The sequence below is a fragment of the Acidobacteriota bacterium genome (assembly GCA_022562055.1).
In the GTDB taxonomy this organism is placed as follows: Bacteria; Actinomycetota; Acidimicrobiia; order Spongiisociales; family UBA5794; genus BMS3BBIN02.
This window is the reverse complement of sequence record JADFQA010000017.1, coordinates 40,763-63,336: the sequence shown is the minus strand read 5'-3', so window position 1 is coordinate 63,336 and position 22,574 is coordinate 40,763. Positions and strand designations below refer to the sequence as shown.

Sequence of the window (22,574 nt, the reverse complement as noted above, 5' to 3'; positions counted from 1 at the left end):
GCATATCAAACGACGCTCGGTGATGCTGAGTTGATAGAGACGATTGTCGTCCCTGCTCTTGCCGCTGGAACCTTCGTTGTCCACGAGCGGATTCGTTTTCAGGAGCGTCCCGCGGTGACCGTGACGGTGGCAGGCACTGCGAAGGCAGGCCGAGCGATCGACGTGAAGATTGCCGTGGGTTCAGTGGGCTCTGTCCCGATAAGGATCGCGGAAGCGGAAGCAACACTTATCGGGGTTGGGCGGGACTCCCTCGAGTCAGCGGTCGCTGAAGCTGTAGCGGCCGTTGAAGCCAGCGTCGAACCGATCGACAATTTGCACGGATCAGTCGAGTACAAACGTCACCTTGCGGGTGTCCTCGTCGGAAGAGCAGTGGTGCAATGTCTCGGTCAGGCGCTCGGATCGAGTGCAGGTACATGAGCGGGGAACGAAGCGGTCAATCAGGAGACCCGAAATGAATTTATCGAATAGTTTTCGAATCGCGGCGTCGATCGATCAGGCATGGGATGCTCTTACGGACTTCCCAATGGTCGCCCGTTGTATGCCCGGTGCCGAACTACACGAGGTACGCGGAGACGAGCTCGTGGGATCCATCACGGTGCGTTTAGGACCCATGAAAATCCAATATGAAGGTTTAGCCAGCGTTGTTGAGCAAGATGCACTGCTTCGACGGATGGTTATCGAGGGGTCAGCAAAGGACAGACGGGGTGGGGGAACCGCAAAAGCGACAGTTGTTGCCACTCTTGTGAGAGACGCCGGTGGGACCATCGTGAACGTCGCAACCGAACTTGCTATCACAGGGCGACCGGCCCAAATGGGAAGGGGACTCATTCAGGATGTCGCTGAGAAGATAATCAATCAATTCGCAGATCGACTCCAGTCGGAGCTGTCCGGTGGTGAGGAAACTCGCGAGACGGAGCCACCGGAAAGTAAGGAGTATCTTGATCTCGGCTCTGCCATGGCCCGCCCCCTCCTAACCCGAGTGATCCCCGTGGTGATCGCCGCAACGGGACTGCTCATTGCGTGGTTGGTGTTTCGTAAGCGGTGAGGCCCCGTCCGGCCACCACAGAGAGTGGCGCCGTCGCGGACAGCCTCCAGGCTGCCGGCCGCCGGAAGTACACGCCCTCGTTGCCCTCCCACCCCTCGTTAGCTGTTGACTGTTGACAGTACTCCCTCTACGGTGGAGGTGGAGGAGGAGCCTTTTTAGTTCCCGTCCATTCATGCTTGACATCGTAAATTCATGCGACAAGGAGGAAGCCCATGTCCACCAGTCCCCCCGCTTTTACGCTCGCGGCAGGACCCACCACGGTATCGGCCCGCGTTCTAGCGGCGCAGGGATCACCTGTTTCGTATCACTACGATCCCGCTTTTCTCGAGCGTTTCCGGATGCTCGGAGATCTAGTCGGACAGGTGTACGGAACTGAAAACGACATTATTCTCATGCAGGGCGAGGCCGTCCTCGGGCTTGAAGCGGCTGTCGTGGGAGTCGTTCGGCCCGGAATGAAGGTAATCAACCTGGCGAACGGTCCCTACGGCAAGGGAATGGGTTACTGGCTCGCTGGTCACGGAGCGGAGGTCATCGAGATCGAGACAGGATTCCGTGAGGTCCCAGCACCAGAGATGATCGAAGAAGTTGCGGCCGCTCACCCCGACGTCGAACTTCTCACGGTCGTTCATGTCGAGACCCCGTGCGGCACCGTGTCTCCGTTGAAACAGATCGGTGAGATCTGTCGCAGGCACGACATTGTGTCGCTTATCGATGTAGTCGCTTCTCTTGGCGGCGTTGAACTTCACCCGGACGAATGGGGCCTTGACATCTGTATTTCAGCGCCCCAGAAGTGCCTTGGGGGGCCTAGCGGCATGTCGCTAATCGCGGTGAGTCAGGCGGGTTGGGATCTCATCGCCAAGAATCCGAATGCTCCGCACGATTCTTTCCTCTCGATTCTCGATTGGAAGACGAAATGGCTCGAAGGGGACAAATACCCCTACACCCCCTCAGTGTCGGACGTGAACGGGGTTATCGCAGCATGTGAACAGATCCTCGAGGAAGGTGTTGAAGCGGCCATTGCGCGCCACGCCGCCACAGCTGCGGCATGCCGCGCGGGTGTGGTAGCCATGGGCCTCGAACTCTGGCCGTCGGATTCTCGGACAGCTGCAAACTCGGTAACCGCGGTGAAGCTGCCCGAAGGTCTCACCGACGTCCAAGTACGTGATCATATTCGCGAACGGTACGGAGTCATGATCTCTGGAGCCCTCGGTGCGGGCAACCTCGTGAGGATCGGCCACATGGGAGAGACCGCGCGAAGCCTCCACCCCATCATTGGACTATCTGCCCTCGGGCAGGGCCTGCGAGACCTCGGGTGCGAGGTCGACATCGGTCAGGGAATCGAAGTCGCAATGCAAGCACTGAGTGCGACACCAAATCTGTGATTTTGACGCGGTAACCACAATCTCGACTACCGCACGTTGGGGCTGAGACTCCCCTGAAAGTCTGGGGTGTCGGCTTCGACGTGTGTGCGGATGAGTGTTTCGACGAATGAAGAAGGAGCCGTCCGAATGAGAGCGGTTGTCCTAGTAGAACCGGGGGACGTACAGGTCCTGTCCGTGCCCGATCCCGAGATAATTGATCCGCGCGATGCAATCGTGCGGATAAGCAAGAGTGCGATTTGCGGAGCTGATCTCCTCCCATTCCACGGGTTCACGCCCGGCTTCGAGAACGGGACAGTTCTAGGCCACGAATTCGTCGGTGAGGTCGTGGAGATCGGCACTTCGGTGGATCGAGTCAAGCTCGGACAGCGGGTGGTTGCTACCAGCACAATCTCAGACGGTATCTGCGATCATTGTCTTGCTGGTCGGCCATCCCAGTGCAGCAGTCGAAGCCTCTTCGGGTATTCGGGGGTGTATCCCAGGCTCGACGGCGGCCAAGCCGAGTTCGTCCGGGTTCCTGAAGCAGACCGCGTACTGATGTCCCTGCCGGATGCTGTATCAGATGAGGCTGCGGTCTTCCTCGCGGATGTGCTCCCAACGGGATTCGGCGCTCTGAAGCGAGCAGGCACCAGCCTTGGAGACGTTGTGGTGATCATCGGCTGTGGGCCAGTCGGACTCATGGCAGTGATGTGCGCCGTGAGGCTGGCCGCGAGCGTGATCGCAGTTGACACGATTCCCGAGCGAAGAGATTTAGCCAAGCAACTGGGGGCCAAGGCAGTTGCGCCTGAGGGATCGTCGACACTAGTAGACGAACTCACCAGCGGTCTCGGCGCAGATGTGGTCGTGGAGGCTGCGGGAAGTCCCGCAGGGCTGACACAGGCTCTCGGACTTGTGCGCGGCCGCGGCGTCGTGTCAGTGGTTGGCGCGCATTTTGAACCAGACTACCCACTCGATAACGGCCATATGTTCGAGCGCGAAATCTCGCTTGTCTTCACCATCGGTGATCCGTTCAACGACCGAGTTCGACTTCTTGACCTAATGATGAAGGGCGTTCTTGATCCGACAGTGGTGCTAAGTCATCGCATGCCGTTGGAAGACGCCGCGCACGGTTACGAGCTTTTTGATTCTCGGTCGGCGACAAAGGTGATCCTGAACTGTTCCTGATACGCGCTTCATGTTCACTCTGTGCTAGCTGTTGACTGTCAACATGAGATGGGATATCATTCCGCAGGCATGAGGGCCGAGAGAGCGGGGAACGGGAAACCGGGTCCGGTTGTCGGTTTGGGCGAACGAGAGGAAGAGGACAATGGGTAGACGAACTGGGATCAGAGGACGAGCACGGCTGCCTGGCTTCGTTGTTCTCGTTGTTTTCGCTGTCGTTGGAGCGGCTTGCGGCAGCACAGCTGACACGACGACAACCGCCGAAGCCGCACCAGCCACGACAGTCGCAGCACCAGCCACGACAGTCTTGAAGGTGGCTGTAGCCACGCCAGAGGAACCAGTCGATTTCGGCTGGAACCAGCAGGGAGTAGAGGGTGCCCAGGCCGCGGCGACGGCAGCAGGAATAGATATTGAGATAGCCGGTGGACTGGGCTACGACGCTCCAACACAAACCCTTAGACAACTTGCAGAAACGGCTGACCTCATCTTCGCACACGCGTCTGGATTCGGGGACGCGGCAAAGGAAGTCGCTCTCGAGACCGGTGTACGGGTCGTTGTGTACAGCTCGCCCGATGCCTTGGAGTCCGGCGTCGCCGCGTTCGTAGGCACGAGCGCCGAGGAGGGAGGGTATCTAGCAGGTATCCTCGCAGCAGAGACGACGATGACGGGAACTCTCGGAATCGTCATTTCAGCCGACGACTTCAACTGGGCTAGGCATTCTGGTGGATTCGTTGCAGGCGCATGCTCCATCAACCCGAACATCGAGGTTCTCCTCGTTCAGATTGGTGAAGCGGCGTACGGCGACGTCGAAGGCGGTGCGCGAGTGACCGAGAGCATCATCGCCGGTGGCGCCGATGTGATCTTGGGCAACGGAGATGGCTCATCGTTCGGCATGATCCGTGCGGTCGAGACAGCTGACGCACCTGCAGGGGCGGACAAAGTCTGGTTCATCGATGTGATCGGTGATAAAACATCAGTTGACGACGAGAATGTTCTGCTGTCGTCAATACTGTGGGACTTCGGGCCGACCTACCTACAGGCGATCAGGGATGTCGAAGCCGGGACGTTCGGCGACCACAACTACGATCTGAACTTGGCAACAGGTGGCATTGCTCTTCTCCAGACAGAAAACATCTCCGACGAGTTGTGGACTACGCTTGAAACGGCAAAAGCTGGAGTTGTAGACGGCTCAATCTCGGTGCCCGCCGCTGAGACCCGCGCCGAGATCGAGGAACTCATCGGTTGCGGATAGCGACATAGGACGAGTAGTGAGTGGGACCCGGCGCCACGTGGGTGCCGGGTTCCTATATTCTAAAGCGCGTCCCGCGACAGGTAGTCGACCAAATATCGTAGGAGAACTGCCACATGGATGTGGAATCAACGAACCCCAGCGGGAACTCGGACTCCTCCCTGATCAACCTCATCGGTATCACGAAGCGATACCCCGGCGTCCTGGCGAACGACAACATCTCCCTATCGATCGATAGAGGAGAGGTTCACTGTCTTCTCGGCGAGAATGGTGCTGGTAAGTCAACGCTGATCAGCATTCTTAGCGGGATGACTGTTCCGGATGCAGGAACCATCTTGATCAACGGGATCGAGACCGAGATCGACTCTCCACGCAAGGCGCTTGATCTCGGCATCGGAACCGTGTATCAGCATGCGACCCTCGTCCCAACTCTCACTGTGCTCGAAAACCTCATCTTGGGGAACACCAAAGGCATGACGCTCGACGAGGCCGAAGGACTCAGACGCCTCGATGAGCTAGCGAGTTTGTTGGGCGCCAATATCGATCCGGCGGCCATTGCCGGGGACCTTGCTCTGGATGAACAACAGGTTATCGAAATCATTAAGGCCCTGTGGAAAGGAAAAGTCGCTCTCATTCTGGATGAGCCAACATCGATGTTGGCTCCTTCGGGTGTTACCGAGCTTGCGAAAATGTTCCGGCGACTGAAAGCCAGCGGTCTTGCAATCGTTTTCATCACCCACATGCTTCATGAAGCGATCGAGATGGGGGATCAAATTACCGTCCTGCGGCAGGGCCGCGTCGCAGGAACGATCGAAAAACAGGAGCTGCGATCAGAAGACCCCAGCCGGCTACGCGATCGAATCGTTGAGATCATGTTCGGATCGGAAGGTACCGAGTTAAGCGATGTTGCTGAGATGCATGTCGATGTCTCTGCGAAACATCCTCGCGAAAAGGTGCTCGACCAGCACACTCGAACGATTGGAGAGCCGCTCTTGAAGATGATCAATGTGTCGCTTGACTCTTCACCGTCCAGCCACGGCCTCCACGATATCGAACTGACGATCGCAGAGGGCGAAATCCTTGGCATAGCGGGTGTCGCCGGTAATGGCCAGACTGAACTTGCCGAGGTATTAGCCGGTCAACGCAGGCTGGACAATGGTGAGATACAACTGCTTCATGATGGGTATTTCCGACGGATTGACCGCTTGGACGTTTACTCGCGTGGACAGCTGGGTCTGCGCTACTTGAGCGATGACCGAAGGGGCGAGGCGACAGTTGCGTCGATGAGCGTATCGATCAACCTGGTCCTCAAGAGGATCGGTGACGCTCCCTTTTGGAAGCGACGCATCATCCAAGCAGCGGAGATTCAACGCAACGCCGAGTCAGCGGTTAAGGACTTCGATATTCGGTTGCCCAACACCGAAACGAACATCAGCAAGCTGTCTGGTGGCAACATCCAAAAGGTGATCCTCGCCCGCGACACGACGTCCGGTCCGCGGATTATTATTTACAACAAGCCGACACACGGACTCGACGTTCGAACGATGTTGATGGTTCGCGAGCGAATCCGCCAGATGGCCGCCGAAGGTGTGAGTGCGGTCATCATCTCGAGTCACCTCGAGGAGCTCCTCGATCTCTGTGACCGTGTCGCAGTCCTCATGAAGGGCCGCGTTGTGGGGATCGTCGAGAATCGGCCCGGCGCAGAGCGACGCATCGGGGACCTCATGGTCGGCACGGCCGTGTCGTGAGAGCTTCAGACCTTACACCGACCGAACCCACAGGGGGGAGCGTCGGCGGGGATGGTCGGGGAGGAAACTCCCGCCAGTCGGGAGGCACTACAGCGCAGTCACATGGTTTAGGCCGGAAGGAAAAGATCCGGAGCGCCATGGCGCTCGCCGTCCTGCCTCTCCTCGCGGCCACGCTCGTCGGTGGGCTTTTGATCCTCATACTCGGCGAGGACCCGATCGCGTTCTACGGCACCATCATTCACAGAGGAATCATCAGCCCTTCGGGGCTTCAGGAAACCCTGATTCGTATGGCACCTCTGCTCATCATCGCTGCGGGACTCATCGTGTCGTTCAGTGCTGGCATTTGGAACCTTGGCGTCGACGGTCAATTCTTGCTCGGCGCTGCCCTGGCAGGCGGTCTCGCAGCTACCGTGTCTGATGCGATACCACGCAGTCTCATGTTGGTTCTCCTGCTCATGTTGGCAGCAGCCGTCGGCGCCGTGTGGACGATTGTCCCCGCCATGATGAAGGCCCGGTACGGGATCAACGAGATCATTACGACATTGATGATGAGCAGTATCGGTGTCAACTTTGCCAGTCTTCTCGTCAAAGTCGTGTTCCTCACCGATGAACAGGGCCTGCAAATCCCTCGTACCAGGGTCTTGGATGTATCCGATCGTTTACCGACACTGTTTGGTACACGGGTGCACTTAGGGGTTGTCGTAGGACTTGTCGCCGTCATTGCCGTACACCTCATGATCACCCGCACATCCTTCGGCCTCAAATTGAAAGTACTCGGCGCTAACGTGAAGGCAGCGCACCATTCGGGTTTAAAGGTCCCCAAACTGATCGTTGTGACTTTCCTTGTGAGTGGAATGCTGATGGGGTTGGCGGGTGGTGTAGAGGTGCTCGGTGTGCAAGGGTTCGTGCGGGCGGGTTGGAACCCTGCCTTTGGTCTGGTCGTGGTACCGCTTGTATTCCTTGCGCGGATGAATGGGTGGGCGACGATTGCGTTGGTGTTCTTGTTATCGGTGCTCTCCATTGGCGGCGAGCTAGCGACCCGCAATGCAGGCCTACCCAACGATTTCGGCTTGCTCATAGTCGCGCTCGTTCTGCTGTTCATGACTGTCGCTGAGTACTTCGAAGCGAAACAAGTTCGGGGCGATCGATCCGTGTGGAACGCAATGTCAGACCGACTCCTCCCCAAGGGAGGTTTAAGCGATGAGTGAAACCCTGATAACCGCGTTACTGGTTGGTGCCGTTGCAGCAGCAATTCCGTTGATGCTGGCAGGTATCGGAGAACTTGTATCAGAGCGCGCCGGAGTACTCAACGTCGGGCTTGAAGGAATGATGCTGATGGGGGCATTTGGTGGCTTCGCCGTCGCCGTCGCCACTGATTCGATATGGTTGGGCTTCCTCGGGGGAGCGGTCGCCGGCGCGGCGGCATCTCTTGTGATGGTGGTCCTGTCCGTGCGATGGGGCCTCGATCAGATTGTTGTGGGTATCGGCGTCCTGCTGGGCGCCGAGGGTCTGACAAGTCTGCTGCATGCAGCTTTGTTCGCCGACACCTATCCGAGGCTCGGCAAGCCGGCGACCGTGTACATCCCATGGCTGTCCGACATTCCGGTAGTTGGTCGAGTCGTTTTTGGGGAACCGTATATGGTCTATCTAACGCTTCTAGCTATTCTGCTTGCTGGCTGGATGCTCCAAAAGACTCCGTGGGGCTTAGCGATCCGCGCAACGGGTGAATTGCCGGAGGCTGTTGATACAGCAGGTGTCAATGTTGTTCTCGTTCGATCTCTAGCTGCAACCGGTGCGGGTGTGTTCGCCGGCTTGGGCGGGGCATATCTTTCGCTGATCAGTTCCGGTAACTTCATCCCATTCATGACAGGTGGGCGAGGATTCATGGCTCTCGTTCTCGCGATGCTCGCCAGAGGACGTCCAGTGTGGCTCGCGGCAGGCGCACTGCTCTTCGGATTCGCCACGGCCGCGACGACAGCACTCCAACTCTTCGGCATCGATGTCCGACCGGAGATCGTCAACAGCTTGCCATTCGTTGTGGTGCTTGTCGCACTAGCACTCTTCGGTCGCAACGATTACCTGCCCAAATCGCTCGCTGTACCGTATGTGAGGGGAGAACGGTGACGAAAGCCCGATCCAGGCGCATAAACCGAGGAATTCTGACCTTGTTGGCTCTCGCCACGGCTGTAATCGCAACCGGTTGCGCCACGAAAGCGAACGGCGCCACTGCCCCTCTGACCGTATCGACGCAGACAATATCTCGAGACACTCGCGTGTATCCGGATGCAGCCCGAGAAGTATCGCCCCGGTGGTGGCTGGCGCGCCGGGTTGACGAAGCCCCGAAGAGCGATGATCCAGCTGAGAGAGCAGCCACTGAAGTTCTTCAGACCTTCTTTGGGTCAGACTCTGCGGATGCGATGCTTTCTGTCTCGACAGGCGCTGCGAGAGTGTTCGCTGAGTTCATGAGCGTGATGGAAGCGGTCAGCGGGCAGCACCCCATGGAGGAAGTGATCTTGCAACAAGTGCCTCGCGTTGCCGACGGTCAGCGTGCCTCAGAAGTGTTGTTCGAGGCTGAGATTACAGAAGACCGCAGCACAGGGTCTGGCCAGGCAAACCGGACAACATTTGACCAGTTCGTGATGGAACTGAACTCCAATTTGCAGTTTCAATTGGTTGATTTTCAACGGAACGGTACATGGATTTCCAACCTCGTCGTTCCTGGCGACAGCGTTGAACCAGTTGGGACTGATAGCGGCGCAGTGCGTATCGTCGCAGTCGTACGATCTTCGCTTGGTCGCTACATGATCGCAGGCGAGATCACTAGGGCTGGAGTGGATCGGTGGGCATTGCGTGACGCTCGCCTCGTGCCCAATGACGGATCGCGGGATGTAGAAACGTCCTTCTCCGAAGTGGGTCCTCCCGGACCAGAGGATGTAGCGCCGTTCCTCATCACATTTGATGACCATGGCCTCTCGGAACAAGGAGTAAGACTCATCCTGCCGTCGCTTTCTGTTGCCTCGCAACCGACTCTCGTCTTTCAGGTACCTCCACTGGGCGAAACGGGCAGCGACTTGCGGGGTTAAGCAACGCCTGAGTCACTCAGCCACGAAGGGAAATAGAAAATGATTTTCGACGCACACATGCATGTAGGGGACTTCCCCATGTTCGGCGTATCTTTAGACGGTCCTGGTCTTGGTGTCGTCATGCGCGATGCGGGAATCGACGGCGGGGTGGTGTTTCATCCCGACAACGACCTTGTCCAGCGTACCGTCGACTCGATCGGGACTGTGCACGCTCTCTACTGGGCTAACCCCAGGATGGAAAATGTTGTTGCTGAGTGTTCGCGGTTTCTCGCCTCTGAGGACTTCGTCGGTGTGAAACTCCATCCCCTGCTCGATGGATACCACCCCAACGATCCGCTCGTTCACCCCATCATGGAGGTAGTCCGGGACCAGGGCGGAGCGGTTCTCATTCATTGTGGACACCCCATATTTACCTTGCCGTGGAGTATCGAAGAGCTTGTGGTGGAGTTCCCTGACGTGCCCGTCATTCTCGGACATATGGGTCACGGCAACATTATCTACATAAACGCCGCGATCGACGTTGCGGAGCGCAATTCCAATGTCTATCTCGAGACATCAGGCATGCCAATGCCCACGAAGATTGTTGAAGCTGTTGAACGTGTGGGCCGCGAGCGGGTCCTGTTTGGTTCCGACACCCCGTTTCACGACTCGGTCGTCGAGCTGCTCAAGGTACAACGGTGCGGACTCCCCGATGAAGACCTCGAATGGGTGCTGGGTCGTAGCGCTGAAGAACTGCTGCTGAGATCCTAGGAGCATCGGGAAAAAACGGAAGAACGACCGGTCCCGCCGACCATCCGCTTCGTGTCGACCCAAGGATGCACGGTTGACATACTCGCTAGAGACGGGCGATCGATTCATATCGGACTCATCGATGACTGGCATGTGATCCACCCCGAGTAGGCGCTGTTCCGAGCGCTGTCAACATCAACTATGTGAATTAGGCAGCAGGCCATACTCCTGCTTGCCGAGACTCGGTGTTGCACTGACCCGGAACGTGTCACACCGACCGAACGGACCTCTTGCGTCAGATCTCCGGCATGGACGATCACATCATCTAGCAACACGGTCCGCCGACCGTGCTACCGCCGGTTCAGCGCAGTTTCTCCAACAGCGAGTCGAGTTGCTGAGCCTCGCGACGGGTGAGACGTGAAAACATCTGCTCGTCTAGATCCTTGAGATGGGTGCGGCATGCGGCCTCGAGGATGTCGTGACCCGATTCCGTGAGTTCCAGATACAACACCCGACGATCCGAATCCGATGGCGTTCGTTGAACGTAACCCGCCTCGACAATTCTATCGATTAACCGAGTTACTCCGCCGGTGGTGAGAGCAATTTCATTGGCTAGGTCGCACATCTTGAGTCGCGCTTCCCCGGCTCTTCCGATACGGAGAAGCACCTCGAACCACGTCTGCAAAAGGCCATGAGCCTCCTCCAGCGACCGCCCAAACTCGCGGTCGAGTCGCGCTCTGACCTCGATGAGGCGGCCAAAGGATGTAATCCGATCGTCAAAGATGCTGCTTTCGACCATGAAAGGAAATTTATCACAAAAGTTATTGACACGTCAACTATTATCGCTGTAGAGTCAACTATTACGAAGTCAGTTACTAACTCGTAAGGACCCTCATGACCCAGCAATCACCAACCGAAGCACCAGCACCAGACGGCCGATCATTGCTGCCGGCCCCCGGTCGCTACGTGATCGACCCAGCACATTCAGCGATCAGCCTCACCATCCGGCACCTGGTCGTAGCAAAGGTCAGAGGACGTTTCACTGACTTTTCCGGTGAGATCAACGTAACCGAAGACCAGCTCGCGTCGACGACGACGATTTCCATCAATGTTGCATCGATCGACACCGGTGTCAGCGATCGAGACGATCATCTGCGCTCGGCCGACTTCTTCGATGTTGAGCAGTATCCAACAGCCACATTCGAAAGCAAGACTGTCGTTGACGCCGGCGATGGCACTTTCACCATTGACGGACAACTCACGATTCGCGAAACAACCAACCTCGTGACTCTCAAGCTGGAGTACGGCGGCGAAGCAACCGATCCGTGGGGTAGCACGAGGGCGGTGTTCTCCGCATCGACAGAAATCGACCGCGAAGCATTCGGCCTCACATGGAACCAGGCCCTCGAAGCAGGTGGCATGATGGTGGGCAAGATCGCAAAACTGGAGATCGACATCGAAGCCATCAAACAGACAGACGAGGGGTGAGCATCCCTGCGGTTCGCTTGAACCACGCGGTGCTGTTCGTGTCAGACTTGGAACGCTCGGTTGACTTCTGGACGACGACATTCGACATGACAGTGATAGCCCGCGAACCGCGGGCCAACGCAGCCTTCCTGCGCCTAGGTCATGGTGAGAATCACCATGACCTAGGGCTGTTCGGTCTGGGTGAAAGTGCAAGCAGACAGGGTGGGCGCTCTCTAGGTCTGTATCACCTGGCCTGGCAAGTCGACACGATTCAGCAGCTTGCTGACGCCCGAGCCACGTTGGTTCGCAACGGCGCCTACACCGGCGAATCGAGTCATGGCGCTACGAAGAGCGTCTACGGAGTTGACCTCGACGGCAACGAGTTCGAAGTGATGTGGATGCTGCCCCACGATGAGTGGGGTGCATACGAATCGGAAGCCCCAATCGATCCCCTCGACTTGGAGGCCGAAGTTGCACGCTGGACAGACCTTCGAACTGCAACAACACCGTCTACCTAACCGAACTTGGAGCCCCCGCAGCGTCGGTCCGATTGGTCCAAGCGAAGCCTCCTTCACCTAGTGAGGGAGGCTTCGCTTACGGTGCGTTGGTCTCGATGTTCAGCTGAACATCGAGATGATTAGTCGTCGGTGCTCGCCATAAAGCCTATTGCGCCGCCAAACGTCACCAGAACGGCACCTACGATGAGCACTAGGAACCCGAACCCCAGGTCGACCGGGAAGGCTGCTGGGAGTCCGCCCTGGCTTGCAACACCGGCAAAGGCAGCCGCAAGGTTGTCGGCATCGGTACCTGTGTCGATCATCTTGTACGCCGCGTAGGCGAGCAGTGCCACACCAATCACGGCGACCGTCATCGTCGAATTGCGGTCCATGGCAACGGCCCTGTCGGGGCGACAAGGCGAACACGACTACCGCGAGGATCAAGAGCGCGACGATGGGCTGTGCTCAGGACGCTAGCCCTCCCCAGATAGTGGGGATCCCGTCTGGGAATCCGTCAATCGCTTTGCTGAGGTCTGCCATGAACGGCTCACCGGCGGTTGTCAGCCCTTCCATGGATAGGCCGATGATTCCGATTATGACGCCCACTAGAGCGAGCAGTCGATTCCATGCATGCTCGTCTTCCTTCAATTGCGTGTCACTCGTGACTCATCGTAAGAAGTTGACGACCCCGACCGCAAACAACCTTCCCGCCATGCATGTGCTCCCGAGACCGATCGGCGTCACCGATTCCACCCAGTAACACGTTAGGTCGCGGCCGTCAGTCGGCTACTCGACGCTGATCGGCGTCCCATCGGTGAGCCACCGCACCAGCTCATCCTTGGGTGGGTGGAATAGTTTGCCATCTTTCACATATAGCGCACGATCGCAGAACTCGACCGCCGCCGGATCGTGTGATGCCATGATGATCGCCATATCGTTGCGAGCGACATCACGCAGGAGGCCGAGAATGGCCGCCCCCGTGGCTGTGTCGAGTTCGCCGGTGGGTTCATCCGCCAGGAGATACGCGGGCTCATGGACCAGCGCCCGTGCAATCGACACCCTCTGCTGCTCTCCTCCGGACAATTCCTCCGGCCGGTGTTCCGCTCGGTCGCTCATCCCTACTGTGGCGAGAGCAAGGTCGGTTGCACTCGATCTCGCCCTCCGGCCGACACCAAGCAGCCGCAACGCAACCTCAATGTTTTCGTGAGCCGACAGAAGCGGCAGGAGACCGGATGTCTGAAAGATAAAACCTAGCTTGGTCCGTCGGATCTCGGCCGCGCTTGCCTCAGACAGGTTGTCTGCACGAGCTCCATCAATCCAGACCTCTCCACGATCTGGCGGAATGAGCAGGCCCGCCAATTGGAGAAGTGAGGTCTTGCCCGAACCCGACGGGCCGAACAGCGTAAGGAACTCCCCTCGTTCGACCCGAAACGACGCATCGGCCGCGCCGACAGCGCCGCGGAGGTATTGCTTGGAAACGTTGCGAAGTTCAAGCATCGAAACTATCCATGGGACGTATGACGATGCCTTCGTCCGTGCGTCTGGCTCGGGTTGTTGAGCCGATTCCGGCAGCTCGCAGCATTTCGCGAGGAAACTGGACCGCACCGTCCGTTGACACCTGGACAACTGTTTCGTCAACACCGCCCTGGGTTGTCACAAGTCTGCCGTCGGCGAGCCGAACAATCCGGTCTGTGCGAGTTGCTAGCGCCACGTCGTGAGTGACCACCAGGACTGTCAGTCCGCTGTCTTCGCACATGCTGCGCAACAAGTCGTAGATACCGATCGAGGCAGGCGTATCAAGCTCGCCCGTCGGTTCATCAGCAAGCAGCAGCTTTGGCTGCATTGCGAGCGCGACGCACATTGCCAGGCGCTGCTGTTCGCCTCCCGACATTGTGCCCACTTTGGCGAAGGCTAGATTCCGTAGACCGACCGCATCGAGCAAGTCGAAGGCCCTCTTTTTTCGCTTTCGAGTGCCGACGCCCGCGAGAAGCATGGGCAGTTCAACGTTGGCGCGCACCTTCAAGTATGGCAAAAGGTTGCGGTGAAAGTCCTGCCACAAGAAGCCCACATTGCGGCGGTAGTAGTTGGTGAGATCGCGCCGGTCGATACCGGACAGGCGAACTCCGTCAACGGTGACCGATCCGGCCGACGGCTGTTCGAGACCGGCCAGCACCCTAAGCAGAGTCGACTTGCCGGCGCCGGACCTCCCAACAACCGAAACGAACTCCCCCTTCTCCATTGCGAAATTGAGGCCATGCAATGCCACCACTTCAAGGTTGCCCTGCTTATGAATCTTGATGAGATCAACACACTCGACCATCGCCGCTGTCATCGCTCGACCTCCCTCAGAACCTCGCTCATGCGCGAAGCAGACACTCGCCGGGTTGCCCACAGGACCGCACCAACCAGGAGTGCGGCAACAACCCCCACATAAGCAAGCAGAACCGGGATCGAGACTGCGAGGCGAACCGGCGGTTCGACGATCGTGGCCGTCTCGCCAAGCTGGAGAAACGGCCCCATGAGCCGCATCAGTTGCACACCCCCATACACGCCGACCACCGAACCAAGGCCGAGGACCACCACTTGCTCAAGAGCGAACGTCATCGCAACCCCACGACGGGGGAAGCCCATCGCCCTGAGAACTCCCATCTCGCGCGCACGGCGCGAGACAGCAAGTAGCACGTACCCGACGACTCCCGCCAACGCCAACACGACAGACGTCACGGCACCTACGAACAGAATGGCGACAAGACCTATCTGCACGGGTCGCCCCGCAAAGTCAGCAGCGGAACCGCGGGCGGTCACTACAAAATCGAGTCCAGACCCGAGTAGACCGGTCGCACGACGAATGACCGCGTCGGGGTCGTCTGTTTTCACCCACAGCTCATCTGCACCGGCCACATCGGCAAGGGGTCTGTCAATGCTCCAGGTCGCCGCACCATTGAGATAAGCAACGAAGGGCCGCTGATCGAAGATGATCTTGCCGGTGAACCGATTGTCTGTCATCGTCGGTACACGGTCGATTTCACCGACCATGACGACGGGAAAGTTGACGCCGCCAGCCGACATTTGCACCGAGACTCCGAGGTCAAGCCCAGCGGAGGACTTCACATCCTGGTCGACAAGGGCTGACAGTGGTTGCAGGCGGAAACGAAGCTCGGGCACGGTCCGCGAGTTCGCCCGTCCGATCGGGGCTGTGAAAACATCCGACTCCCCTTCGCGAAACCACTTGTCTTGACGCTGCTCAGCGGTGGTCGGTATTTCGAAATCGTTGGGAACGTCGGCGTACACGGCTCGCAAAAGACTTGCGTTTGGCCGATCCTTGCTCACCGCGAGAGCGTTGGTGGCGCCGAGCTGCGAGATATTCAAGGGCGTCTCCCCCGATGAGGTCACCAATGTCATGGAGTCAATGAAGACAGCATCTCCATTGGCCTTGAGCCCACTACGATTGTCCGAGAGTTCAAACCACATTGTGTGGAGTTCATACGGTCCGATGGGAAGGTCAATGTACCTCCTCTTACCACTAGCGAGGTTAAGCCCGGTCGAGAAATCGATCTCGATCGTGCTCCACCCCTCATCAGTGAAGCTCTCGGTGGTACTCATCGTCCAGAGACGCCCCGTTGCATCCATAACCTTGATGACCACCGCCGTGGCCGAATCACGGCTGGCCGACGGATTCGTTTCTCTTTGTCTCACGGTCTGTGGCTGGACCATGCCCTCGAAACGAATACTGAGCGTGTCCGCGGGCAATGGGAACCCCACACGAGCCATCTCGTCATCTGGTCGGAGCAGACCAAACAACTTGTCGCGTGGCGTTGGCGAATAGTCATCTCTCCATCCAACAACTCCGGCGAAGGTTGACGGGTCGATCGCAAGTATCTGCGCCGAGCGGCCTCGGGCCTTCGGTCCGCCAGTTGTCCGCATGACAGGCGTTGTTACAAAGCCGTCGCCAACCTGCAAGTAGCCGGCATGTTCCCCGACGATCCTGGCATCGGCACCGGAGGTAAACACGGCCCGGTCTTCGAACGACGTGTTGAGTGTATTGGCGTATGTCAACGCAAACGCTCCCAAGCCAGACGTCAGCCACACCAAAAGGGCGAGCCTGCCGTACGCGACGGGGTTTCGAGCCAAGTGCCAACCAGGTAGCGCAAGCGAGAGGCGGCTACTTCTCGCCATTGTCCATCCAATGACCCGCAACACCGCCGGAAGGATGCGCAACAACAGGAGAGCGCCGGTGAACAACACCAACGCGGGAAAGATGATCGCAACCGGGTCCAACTCAACCGTGTCGCCGTCGAGGATGAGGAACCCTCGTTGCGCGAGCTGAGCGAGGATCACAGCTGACAGACCGACTGCAAAAAGGTCGAGGTTGTATCGCTGCCATACCGACTTCAGGGTCGGGCGGCTCGTGAGGAGGCGGAGCTCGAGCACAGATTTGCGAGCAAACGGAACTATGGCGAGACCCATCGCAATGAAAGCCAACGCTGCGCCGGCGAACAAGAACCGCGTCAGCTCCTGTGCCTCGGTCACACCGAGCGCGGCTCCACCAGTCAGCTCGGACATAGGTGGAACGCGACCAGTCACTGCAACCAACGCGCGGGCAAGTGTTGGCGCAATAGCCGTCGCGGCACCAACAACCACTGCTGATTGGGCAATGTGAATCCCCACAGTTTGCCAAGCGCTCGCGCCTCTGGATCGAAGCAACGCGAGTTCTGTACCCTCGCGTTCCAACGTGATCGACGCCGTATACACGAGAAAGTAGACCGCGCCACCGATGACGAGAGCCAAAATACCCTGTATCGGGGCACCGACAACCACCGACCGGGTGTCAAACCGATCCAACAACCCAATGATGGGCGTTTCGACAGACACATCACCCTTAGTGTCTCGAGATGACACCGTCCGCATCTGAGACAAGCCGTTGCGCAACGCGGGTATGTCCTCGAAGGCCACAGTCGCCGGATCGAGATCGAACCGAAAGTGCTGGTTGACATCGGCGCCCGAGAACCCGACCGATCTTCGACCCCACGCGTCGTCCTCGGGATTAACAGGCACACCGGTCATCCACGCCTCGAACGAGGCCAGAGAGTAAAAGACGAGCCTGCTAGGCATACTGAAACCCCAATAGGCGTCATTCGGTGCAACCGCCTCAGCAATCGCGGCAACCTCAACAAGGGCAAACGACTCGGGGATGCTGGTCAATGCTCGCGTGTAAAAGCGATCGCCGATGTCTAAGTTCGCCAGTCTCGCCAGGTCGGTGCCGAGGACGACCCCGAGCACAGGAACGGACTCACCCTTCGTCTGCTGCACAATCGGATCGGGCCACGAGCCCTCAACAATGTTCAGTCGTGACTCGACGTCTACACCCGACCAGGTCCGAAACTGGAGCGGTTCTCGGGGTGGCCGCGGGTATACGATGTTCTCGTCGAACTCTTCGCCAGGGTTTGTGTCCGCAAATTCGTCCTTGCGTTGACGCCACGCATAGGCGTCGGCCTCCCAGTCAGTTGTGCTGGAGGGAGGGATCACGACGAACTCACGAGATCTCACCCATTCGAAGCTCTTCGTGTACCACGGCAGCAGGAATGCCGCACCGTTCGTGTCGACAACGGTCCTGTTGCGAACTACGTCGGAAAGCACAAAGTCCGTCATCGAGGCGTTCATTTCGACTGCGGTTTCGTCGCTACCGGTGCCGGAAATCGCAAACTGAAGGTCGATCGCCTTGATGGAGTCCTCGTACAGAGGGACGACCACAAACAAGGCTATGACGATCGCGGCTCCGGCGAAGGACCCTGCCAGCGTCCCTCGTTTTGCCCATACTCTGCGGACAACGAGCCCGCCGTATGTGACGAATCGCATGCGTACCCCTCTGCCTCCAGTCGCCGCAACCTTAGCCCCAGGACCCGGTCTTGGGCGATCAGCGCTAGCGGCGGGGCTACGATTCTGCATGCGCGTTTTGCGATTCTCCCAAGCGAACCTGCCGCTGATCGAAGCGGACGTCGATGTACCCGTCGCTGGAAGCGGCGACGTTCTGATACAGGTCCAGGCCGCTGGCATCTGCCGGTCTGACGCCCATTACCGATCGGGTTTCCCGCCTGTTGAAGATGGCACCGTGTTTGGGCACGAGGTCGCGGGGGCGATCGTATTCGTCGGGTCACAAACACGCGGACGGACCGTTGGCGACCGTGTCGTCGTCCACTACACCGTCGGATGCGGCACCTGCCGGTTCTGCGTCGCCGGGCAGGAGCGCTTCTGCTCATCTGGCGAGATGATCGGAAAAGATCGCGACGGCGGTTACGCCGAATATCTGGGGGTCCCCGCCCAGAACACGGTGCTCATCCCGGAATCGGTGAGCTACGGCGCCGCGGCGGTCATGGGCTGCTCGTCGTCTACTTCGCTTCACGCTCTGAGAAAGGGCCGGTTGGCTGCCGGTGAGGTCGTTGCAATTGTCGGCGCCGGTGGACTGGGGGTGTCAGCGATCCAGCTCGCCCTTTTACTTGGTGCGTCGAAGGTCTTCGCCGTGGATATCGACGAGGACAAACTCACTGCTGCACAGACATTCGGTGCGATACCAATCGACGGAGACGACGATCCCGCCACTGCGATCAGCGCAGCCGGCGGCGCCGATGTTGCTCTCGAATTGGTCGGTTCGCCCGCGCTCATGCGCACCTGTCTCGACGTGCTCCGGCCGCTCGGTCGGGCGGTCGCGGTCGGACTCACGCCTGACACCTTTGCAGTCGGCCCATACACCGATCTCGTTGCGGGAGAAAAGGAACTGATCGGGTGCTCCGACCATACGATCGCGGACCTTGAGGAACTGATGGGCCTCGCCGAATCCGGCCTCTTCGCTGCGGACACGTTGGTCACCAACTCAGTGACGTTCACTTCCAAGTCAGTGAACGGCGTGCTCGACGCCCTGGACTCAGGTACCGCGCCAGCCCGAACGATCATCCAATTCGATTGAGCCTGACAGAAGACCCCGCATGACCTATCTTGCACGACCACTCTCATGTGTTTCTCATGTGATTGTCACGCCAGCCATGGCACAGTCGACCAAGATACCAATAAGCACCGGGAAAAAAGCATGACGACCACCGCACCGACGATTCTGATCGCTGAAGACGATCCGGCAATCCGCGAGGCTGTGTCGCGTGCGCTGCAATTTGAGGAATTCGAAGTTCTGACAGCGAACGACGGTGCCGAGGCTCTTGAGAAGCTGCGTACCGAGCACATCGATCTGATCCTCCTTGATGTACTTATGCCCTTTCTCGACGGGCTTGAGACCTGTCGACTCATCCGCAGTCGCGGCATAACAACACCGGTTCTCATGCTCACAGCACGACACGAAGTAAGCGATCGCGTGGCAGGTTTAGACGCCGGGGCTGACGACTACCTTGTCAAACCGTTCGCCCTCGAAGAACTTCTCGCTCGCATTCGCGCGCTACTCCGTCGCTCCACGGGCACGACGACAGAAGTGCTACAGGTGGGTGACCTCACAATGAACATCGACGCTCGTACCGTTATCCGGGCAGGTCACTCGATCAATCTCACGAAAACCGAGTTCGATCTGCTCGCGCTGCTTATGACTAACGCAGGCATCGTGATCCCGCGGGCACGGATCTACGAGGAGATCTGGGGATACGACTTTGATACGAGTTCGAACCCGCTTGAGGTGTACGTCGGCTATCTCCGTCGGAAGACCGAGGAGGGGGGCCACGAGCGCATTGTGCAGACGGTGCGCGGGGTCGGCTATGTAGCGAGGCTGGAAACTTGAAGTTCCGTACCAGGGTCGCGTTGGCATCATCCGCCGCAGTGGCGGTCGCGGTGTTACTCGTCTCGTGGAGCGCGTACTTGTTCACCCAGAGAGAACTCGTCAATCAGATCGACGCCAGTCTCGACGAACGGGCCAGCAGTGCTCTGCGCGAGGCCGGTCCCGCATCCCGCGACAGACTCCTGGCGCGACACCTCTTTTCAACGATCGGCGAAGCCTTCAACCGCCCGCGCGGCAATTTCGACACGTTGTATGGGCAGGTCCTGAACCCGGATGGGACGATTACGTCAATCGGAGAATCCGGTCCGACACTCCCAGTTGACGGCTCAGCGGCTCTCGTCCAGCAGGGCGGTATGACAAGGGCGTTTGAAAGCGTTTGGGCGGAGGGCGAGCACATAAGGATGATCTCGATAGCGGCGCCGTCAGGGGCTGTTCTCCAGTTTGCACGATCCCTCACCGAGACAGACGAAACTCTCTCGGGGCTGGCAAACCGTCTTGCATTGGCCGGCGCTGTAGGCCTTGGCCTCGCCGGTGCAGCCGGCGTCGCAGTTGCCTCTCGGGCGACTCGCCCCATCGCGGCACTGAGCGCGGCTGCCGAACATGTAGCGTCAACGAACGACCTCGACGCCCGGCTCACCGTCAATGGCAACGATGAGTTGGCTCAGTTGGCCACCCGCTTCAACGAGATGCTGGCAGCGTTGAAGTCGTCGAAAGCCGTGCAACACCAGCTCGTACGAGACGCCAGCCACGAGCTCCGTACTCCGCTGACGGCGCTACGGATGAACGCCGACCTGCTTGAGCGAGCACCTGATATCGACACAGATACCCGACGACAGATCGTCAGTGAGATATCCACCGAGGTCCACGAACTCACTGCTTTGGTCACTGAGCTCGTCGATACCGCAACCGACTCAAGAGCAGAGATTGCATTCACCGACGTGTCCCTCGCCGCGGTGGCTGAAACCGCGGCCGCAGACGCCCGGCGTCGCTCGCACCGCACGATCGTCGTCACCGCGGATGATTCGGTGGTTCACGGGATCCGCATCGAACTTGGGCGGGCGATAGCAAACCTGGTCCAAAACGCAATCAAATGGTCCGGCGCCAAAACCGACATTCACATCGAAGTAGCTGCTGGCGTGGTGACCGTGATTGACGAAGGCACCGGGGTCCGAGCAGAGGAACTCGAAAAGATATTCGACCGTTTCTACCGCACGGCTGAAGCTCGCCAAACCGCAGGATCCGGTCTTGGACTGTCGATCGTGAAACGTATTGCCGAGGATCACGACGGTGCGGTCCATGCGGCGTCGACGTTTGGCGTCGGGTCTCGGATCGGCTTCAGCGTGCCGACGAAAGTCCCTGAAGGCTGAGCTCACCCGAGCGCCAGCAGGCGTCAGCGGAGTCGCCCGCACTGTGGACGAGCGGAGGAACATCAGCACACCTATTCGAGACAAAGTCGCAGCGACTCGCAAAGCTGCAACCGGCAAACGACTCCAGCAGCCTCGGGGGGGCACCGCGGATAGGGCGCAACCGATCCTGCCCCACCATCGGAAGCGCACCGATAAGACCTTCCGTGTAGGGGTGTCTAGGGCGCCGAATTACGTCCTCAACAAGGCCGGTCTCAACAATACGGCCCGCATACATCACAGCAATGCGGTCCGAGAAACTGGCGGCTCTCGCTAGGTCGTGCGTGATAAAGATCATCGCCATGCCACGCGCTTCTTGCATGTCGCGAAGCAGCGCAAGGATAGATGCGGCCGAGTTTGGGTCGAGTCCGGCCAGCGGCTCATCAGCTATCAAGAGGTCGGGCGCCTTCACAATGGCCGCCGCAAGCATGGCTCGCTGAGCTTGACCCCTGCTGAGCAGGAACGAGAATGCACCAAAACCACGCTTCGGCAAGTTCACCGATCCAAGAGCGTCGCGAACACGGCGCTCGATCTCCTCGGTTGTGAGGGAGAAGTGTTCGTCCAGCGCCTCTCCGGCCTGTTCCCCGATGGTGAGCTGCGGAGTCCAGGCGCCTATCGGATCTTGGAACAGGATCCCGACCCGAGACCCGAGAAGACGACGCCATTCATCGTCAGGATCGACAACACGGCCCCGCCGGTGGCGACCGGGGGATCCGATCGAATTGTTGTCCACGCGCACCGGGAAGGACTGCCCAAACAATTCAACCTCCCCACCGGTTGCTTGCGCACCCGGTCCCAACAACCTGAGAGCCGCATACATCGAGAGAGTCTTTCCAGATGCAGACTCCCCAACAATGCTGAGCACTTCGCCGCGTCGAACCTCGAACGACACACCGCGAATCGCTGAACGCCACGGCGGTGACAACACGTCGTCCTGTGCACCGTGGGGCCGGGGCCTCTTGCGTGGAACATCGTCCGCGTCATACAGAGACACACGAAGATCTGTTGCCCGAAAAACCACCGGCGCAGCATCTGTCATAAGGCC

The 22,574-nt window shown here is 58.8% G+C and carries 22 protein-coding genes; 15 read left to right on the top strand and 7 right to left on the bottom strand.

What is annotated here, in order from left to right; genetic code table 11:
* The 10 genes from IIC71_07680 to IIC71_07635 all read left to right on the top strand — a co-directional run.
* Positions 1 to 417 (top strand): hypothetical protein (locus IIC71_07680; protein ID MCH7669065.1); only part of this gene is annotated, 417 nt, incomplete at its 5' end.
* A gap of 34 nt (positions 418 to 451) precedes the next feature.
* On the top strand, positions 452 to 1,045 hold the full coding sequence (locus IIC71_07675) for an SRPBCC family protein (protein ID MCH7669064.1): 594 nt from the start codon (positions 452 to 454) through the stop codon (positions 1,043 to 1,045).
* Between the two features lie 212 nt (positions 1,046 to 1,257).
* Positions 1,258 to 2,427: an alanine--glyoxylate aminotransferase family protein gene (locus IIC71_07670; GenBank protein MCH7669063.1), complete on the top strand. Its 1,170-nt coding sequence runs from the start codon at positions 1,258 to 1,260 to the stop codon at positions 2,425 to 2,427.
* A 126-nt stretch (positions 2,428 to 2,553) separates the two neighbouring features.
* Complete coding sequence (locus tag IIC71_07665) at positions 2,554 to 3,588, top strand: alcohol dehydrogenase catalytic domain-containing protein (protein ID MCH7669062.1); 1,035 nt, start codon at positions 2,554 to 2,556, stop codon at positions 3,586 to 3,588.
* A 142-nt stretch (positions 3,589 to 3,730) separates the two neighbouring features.
* Positions 3,731 to 4,837 (top strand): BMP family ABC transporter substrate-binding protein, encoded by a 1,107-nt coding sequence (locus tag IIC71_07660; protein MCH7669061.1) that lies wholly within the window; start codon positions 3,731 to 3,733, stop codon positions 4,835 to 4,837.
* A 113-nt stretch (positions 4,838 to 4,950) separates the two neighbouring features.
* A complete protein-coding gene (locus tag IIC71_07655; protein MCH7669060.1) occupies positions 4,951 to 6,582 on the top strand; it encodes an ABC transporter ATP-binding protein in 1,632 nt (543 codons plus the stop codon).
* A gap of 137 nt (positions 6,583 to 6,719) precedes the next feature.
* Positions 6,720 to 7,790 (top strand): ABC transporter permease, encoded by a 1,071-nt coding sequence (locus tag IIC71_07650; protein ID MCH7669059.1) that lies wholly within the window; start codon positions 6,720 to 6,722, stop codon positions 7,788 to 7,790.
* Positions 7,783 to 8,706 (top strand): ABC transporter permease, encoded by a 924-nt coding sequence (locus tag IIC71_07645; protein ID MCH7669058.1) that lies wholly within the window; start codon positions 7,783 to 7,785, stop codon positions 8,704 to 8,706. The genes IIC71_07650 and IIC71_07645 overlap by 8 nt, the downstream gene beginning before the upstream one ends.
* Before the next feature lie 149 nt (positions 8,707 to 8,855).
* Positions 8,856 to 9,665, top strand: coding sequence for a hypothetical protein (locus IIC71_07640; GenBank protein MCH7669057.1), 810 nt, complete (start codon positions 8,856 to 8,858; stop codon positions 9,663 to 9,665).
* 39 nt (positions 9,666 to 9,704) lie between these two features.
* Entirely contained in the window at positions 9,705 to 10,415 is a 711-nt protein-coding gene (locus IIC71_07635) for an amidohydrolase (GenBank protein ID MCH7669056.1), read from the top strand.
* A 340-nt stretch (positions 10,416 to 10,755) separates the two neighbouring features.
* Here the strand turns inward: IIC71_07635 and IIC71_07630 are convergent, their stop codons facing one another.
* The gene (locus IIC71_07630) at positions 10,756 to 11,193 is read right to left on the bottom strand and encodes a MarR family transcriptional regulator (protein MCH7669055.1); all 438 of its coding nucleotides are present in this window, start codon (positions 11,191 to 11,193) and stop codon (positions 10,756 to 10,758) included.
* 95 nt (positions 11,194 to 11,288) lie between these two features.
* Between IIC71_07630 and IIC71_07625 the strand changes: the two genes are divergently transcribed.
* Both IIC71_07625 and IIC71_07620 read left to right on the top strand, forming a co-directional pair.
* Entirely contained in the window at positions 11,289 to 11,882 is a 594-nt protein-coding gene (locus tag IIC71_07625) for a polyisoprenoid-binding protein (GenBank protein MCH7669054.1), read from the top strand.
* The gene (locus IIC71_07620) at positions 11,786 to 12,379 is read left to right on the top strand and encodes a VOC family protein (GenBank protein MCH7669053.1); all 594 of its coding nucleotides are present in this window, start codon (positions 11,786 to 11,788) and stop codon (positions 12,377 to 12,379) included. The genes IIC71_07625 and IIC71_07620 overlap by 97 nt, the downstream gene beginning before the upstream one ends.
* A gap of 119 nt (positions 12,380 to 12,498) precedes the next feature.
* On the opposite strand, the gene IIC71_07615 is transcribed toward IIC71_07620, so the two are convergent.
* The 5 genes from IIC71_07615 to IIC71_07595 form a co-directional block, all read right to left on the bottom strand.
* Complete coding sequence (locus tag IIC71_07615; GenBank protein MCH7669052.1) at positions 12,499 to 12,750, bottom strand: hypothetical protein; 252 nt, start codon at positions 12,748 to 12,750, stop codon at positions 12,499 to 12,501.
* Between the two features lie 73 nt (positions 12,751 to 12,823).
* Positions 12,824 to 13,006 (bottom strand): hypothetical protein, encoded by a 183-nt coding sequence (locus tag IIC71_07610; protein MCH7669051.1) that lies wholly within the window; start codon positions 13,004 to 13,006, stop codon positions 12,824 to 12,826.
* A gap of 138 nt (positions 13,007 to 13,144) precedes the next feature.
* The gene (locus IIC71_07605; protein ID MCH7669050.1) at positions 13,145 to 13,855 is read right to left on the bottom strand and encodes an ABC transporter ATP-binding protein; all 711 of its coding nucleotides are present in this window, start codon (positions 13,853 to 13,855) and stop codon (positions 13,145 to 13,147) included.
* On the bottom strand, positions 13,848 to 14,690 hold the full coding sequence (locus tag IIC71_07600) for an ABC transporter ATP-binding protein (GenBank protein ID MCH7669049.1): 843 nt from the start codon (positions 14,688 to 14,690) through the stop codon (positions 13,848 to 13,850). The genes IIC71_07605 and IIC71_07600 overlap by 8 nt, the downstream gene beginning before the upstream one ends.
* On the bottom strand, positions 14,687 to 18,214 hold the full coding sequence (locus IIC71_07595; GenBank protein ID MCH7669048.1) for an FtsX-like permease family protein: 3,528 nt from the start codon (positions 18,212 to 18,214) through the stop codon (positions 14,687 to 14,689). Before IIC71_07595 ends, IIC71_07600 begins: the two co-directional genes overlap by 4 nt.
* Before the next feature lie 88 nt (positions 18,215 to 18,302).
* On the opposite strand from IIC71_07595, the gene IIC71_07590 reads away from it, so the two are divergent.
* The 3 genes from IIC71_07590 (at position 18,303) to IIC71_07580 (ending at position 21,493) form a co-directional block, all read left to right on the top strand.
* On the top strand, positions 18,303 to 19,319 hold the full coding sequence (locus tag IIC71_07590; protein MCH7669047.1) for an alcohol dehydrogenase catalytic domain-containing protein: 1,017 nt from the start codon (positions 18,303 to 18,305) through the stop codon (positions 19,317 to 19,319).
* 120 nt (positions 19,320 to 19,439) lie between these two features.
* A complete protein-coding gene (locus IIC71_07585; GenBank protein ID MCH7669046.1) occupies positions 19,440 to 20,129 on the top strand; it encodes a response regulator transcription factor in 690 nt (229 codons plus the stop codon).
* Entirely contained in the window at positions 20,126 to 21,493 is a 1,368-nt protein-coding gene (locus IIC71_07580) for a HAMP domain-containing histidine kinase (GenBank protein ID MCH7669045.1), read from the top strand. Before IIC71_07585 ends, IIC71_07580 begins: the two co-directional genes overlap by 4 nt.
* Here the strand turns inward: IIC71_07580 and IIC71_07575 are convergent.
* Positions 21,462 to 22,568, bottom strand: coding sequence for an ABC transporter ATP-binding protein (locus IIC71_07575; GenBank protein MCH7669044.1), 1,107 nt, complete (start codon positions 22,566 to 22,568; stop codon positions 21,462 to 21,464). The two genes, IIC71_07580 and IIC71_07575, sit on opposite strands and share 32 nt — an antisense overlap.
* Between the last annotated feature and the right edge of the window lie 6 nt (positions 22,569 to 22,574).

Excerpts from the sequence above, each read along its gene's own strand:
- IIC71_07675 (MCH7669064.1), top strand. The coding sequence starts at position 452 with ATGAATTTATCGAATAGTTTTCGAATCGCGGCGTCGATCGATCAGGCA.
- IIC71_07670 (MCH7669063.1), top strand. The coding sequence starts at position 1,258 with ATGTCCACCAGTCCCCCCGCTTTTACGCTCGCGGCAGGACCCACCACG.
- IIC71_07665 (MCH7669062.1), top strand. The coding sequence starts at position 2,554 with ATGAGAGCGGTTGTCCTAGTAGAACCGGGGGACGTACAGGTCCTGTCC.
- IIC71_07660 (MCH7669061.1), top strand. The coding sequence starts at position 3,731 with ATGGGTAGACGAACTGGGATCAGAGGACGAGCACGGCTGCCTGGCTTC.
- IIC71_07655 (MCH7669060.1), top strand. The coding sequence starts at position 4,951 with ATGGATGTGGAATCAACGAACCCCAGCGGGAACTCGGACTCCTCCCTG.
- IIC71_07650 (MCH7669059.1), top strand. The coding sequence starts at position 6,720 with ATGGCGCTCGCCGTCCTGCCTCTCCTCGCGGCCACGCTCGTCGGTGGG.
- IIC71_07645 (MCH7669058.1), top strand. The coding sequence starts at position 7,783 with ATGAGTGAAACCCTGATAACCGCGTTACTGGTTGGTGCCGTTGCAGCA.
- IIC71_07635 (MCH7669056.1), top strand. The coding sequence starts at position 9,705 with ATGATTTTCGACGCACACATGCATGTAGGGGACTTCCCCATGTTCGGC.
- IIC71_07630 (MCH7669055.1), bottom strand. The coding sequence starts at position 11,193 with ATGGTCGAAAGCAGCATCTTTGACGATCGGATTACATCCTTTGGCCGC.
- IIC71_07625 (MCH7669054.1), top strand. The coding sequence starts at position 11,289 with ATGACCCAGCAATCACCAACCGAAGCACCAGCACCAGACGGCCGATCA.
- IIC71_07620 (MCH7669053.1), top strand. The coding sequence starts at position 11,786 with ATGGAACCAGGCCCTCGAAGCAGGTGGCATGATGGTGGGCAAGATCGC.
- IIC71_07615 (MCH7669052.1), bottom strand. The coding sequence starts at position 12,750 with ATGGACCGCAATTCGACGATGACGGTCGCCGTGATTGGTGTGGCACTG.
- IIC71_07605 (MCH7669050.1), bottom strand. The coding sequence starts at position 13,855 with ATGCTTGAACTTCGCAACGTTTCCAAGCAATACCTCCGCGGCGCTGTC.
- IIC71_07600 (MCH7669049.1), bottom strand. The coding sequence starts at position 14,690 with ATGACAGCGGCGATGGTCGAGTGTGTTGATCTCATCAAGATTCATAAG.
- IIC71_07595 (MCH7669048.1), bottom strand. The coding sequence starts at position 18,214 with ATGCGATTCGTCACATACGGCGGGCTCGTTGTCCGCAGAGTATGGGCA.
- IIC71_07590 (MCH7669047.1), top strand. The coding sequence starts at position 18,303 with ATGCGCGTTTTGCGATTCTCCCAAGCGAACCTGCCGCTGATCGAAGCG.
- IIC71_07585 (MCH7669046.1), top strand. The coding sequence starts at position 19,440 with ATGACGACCACCGCACCGACGATTCTGATCGCTGAAGACGATCCGGCA.
- IIC71_07575 (MCH7669044.1), bottom strand. The coding sequence starts at position 22,568 with ATGACAGATGCTGCGCCGGTGGTTTTTCGGGCAACAGATCTTCGTGTG.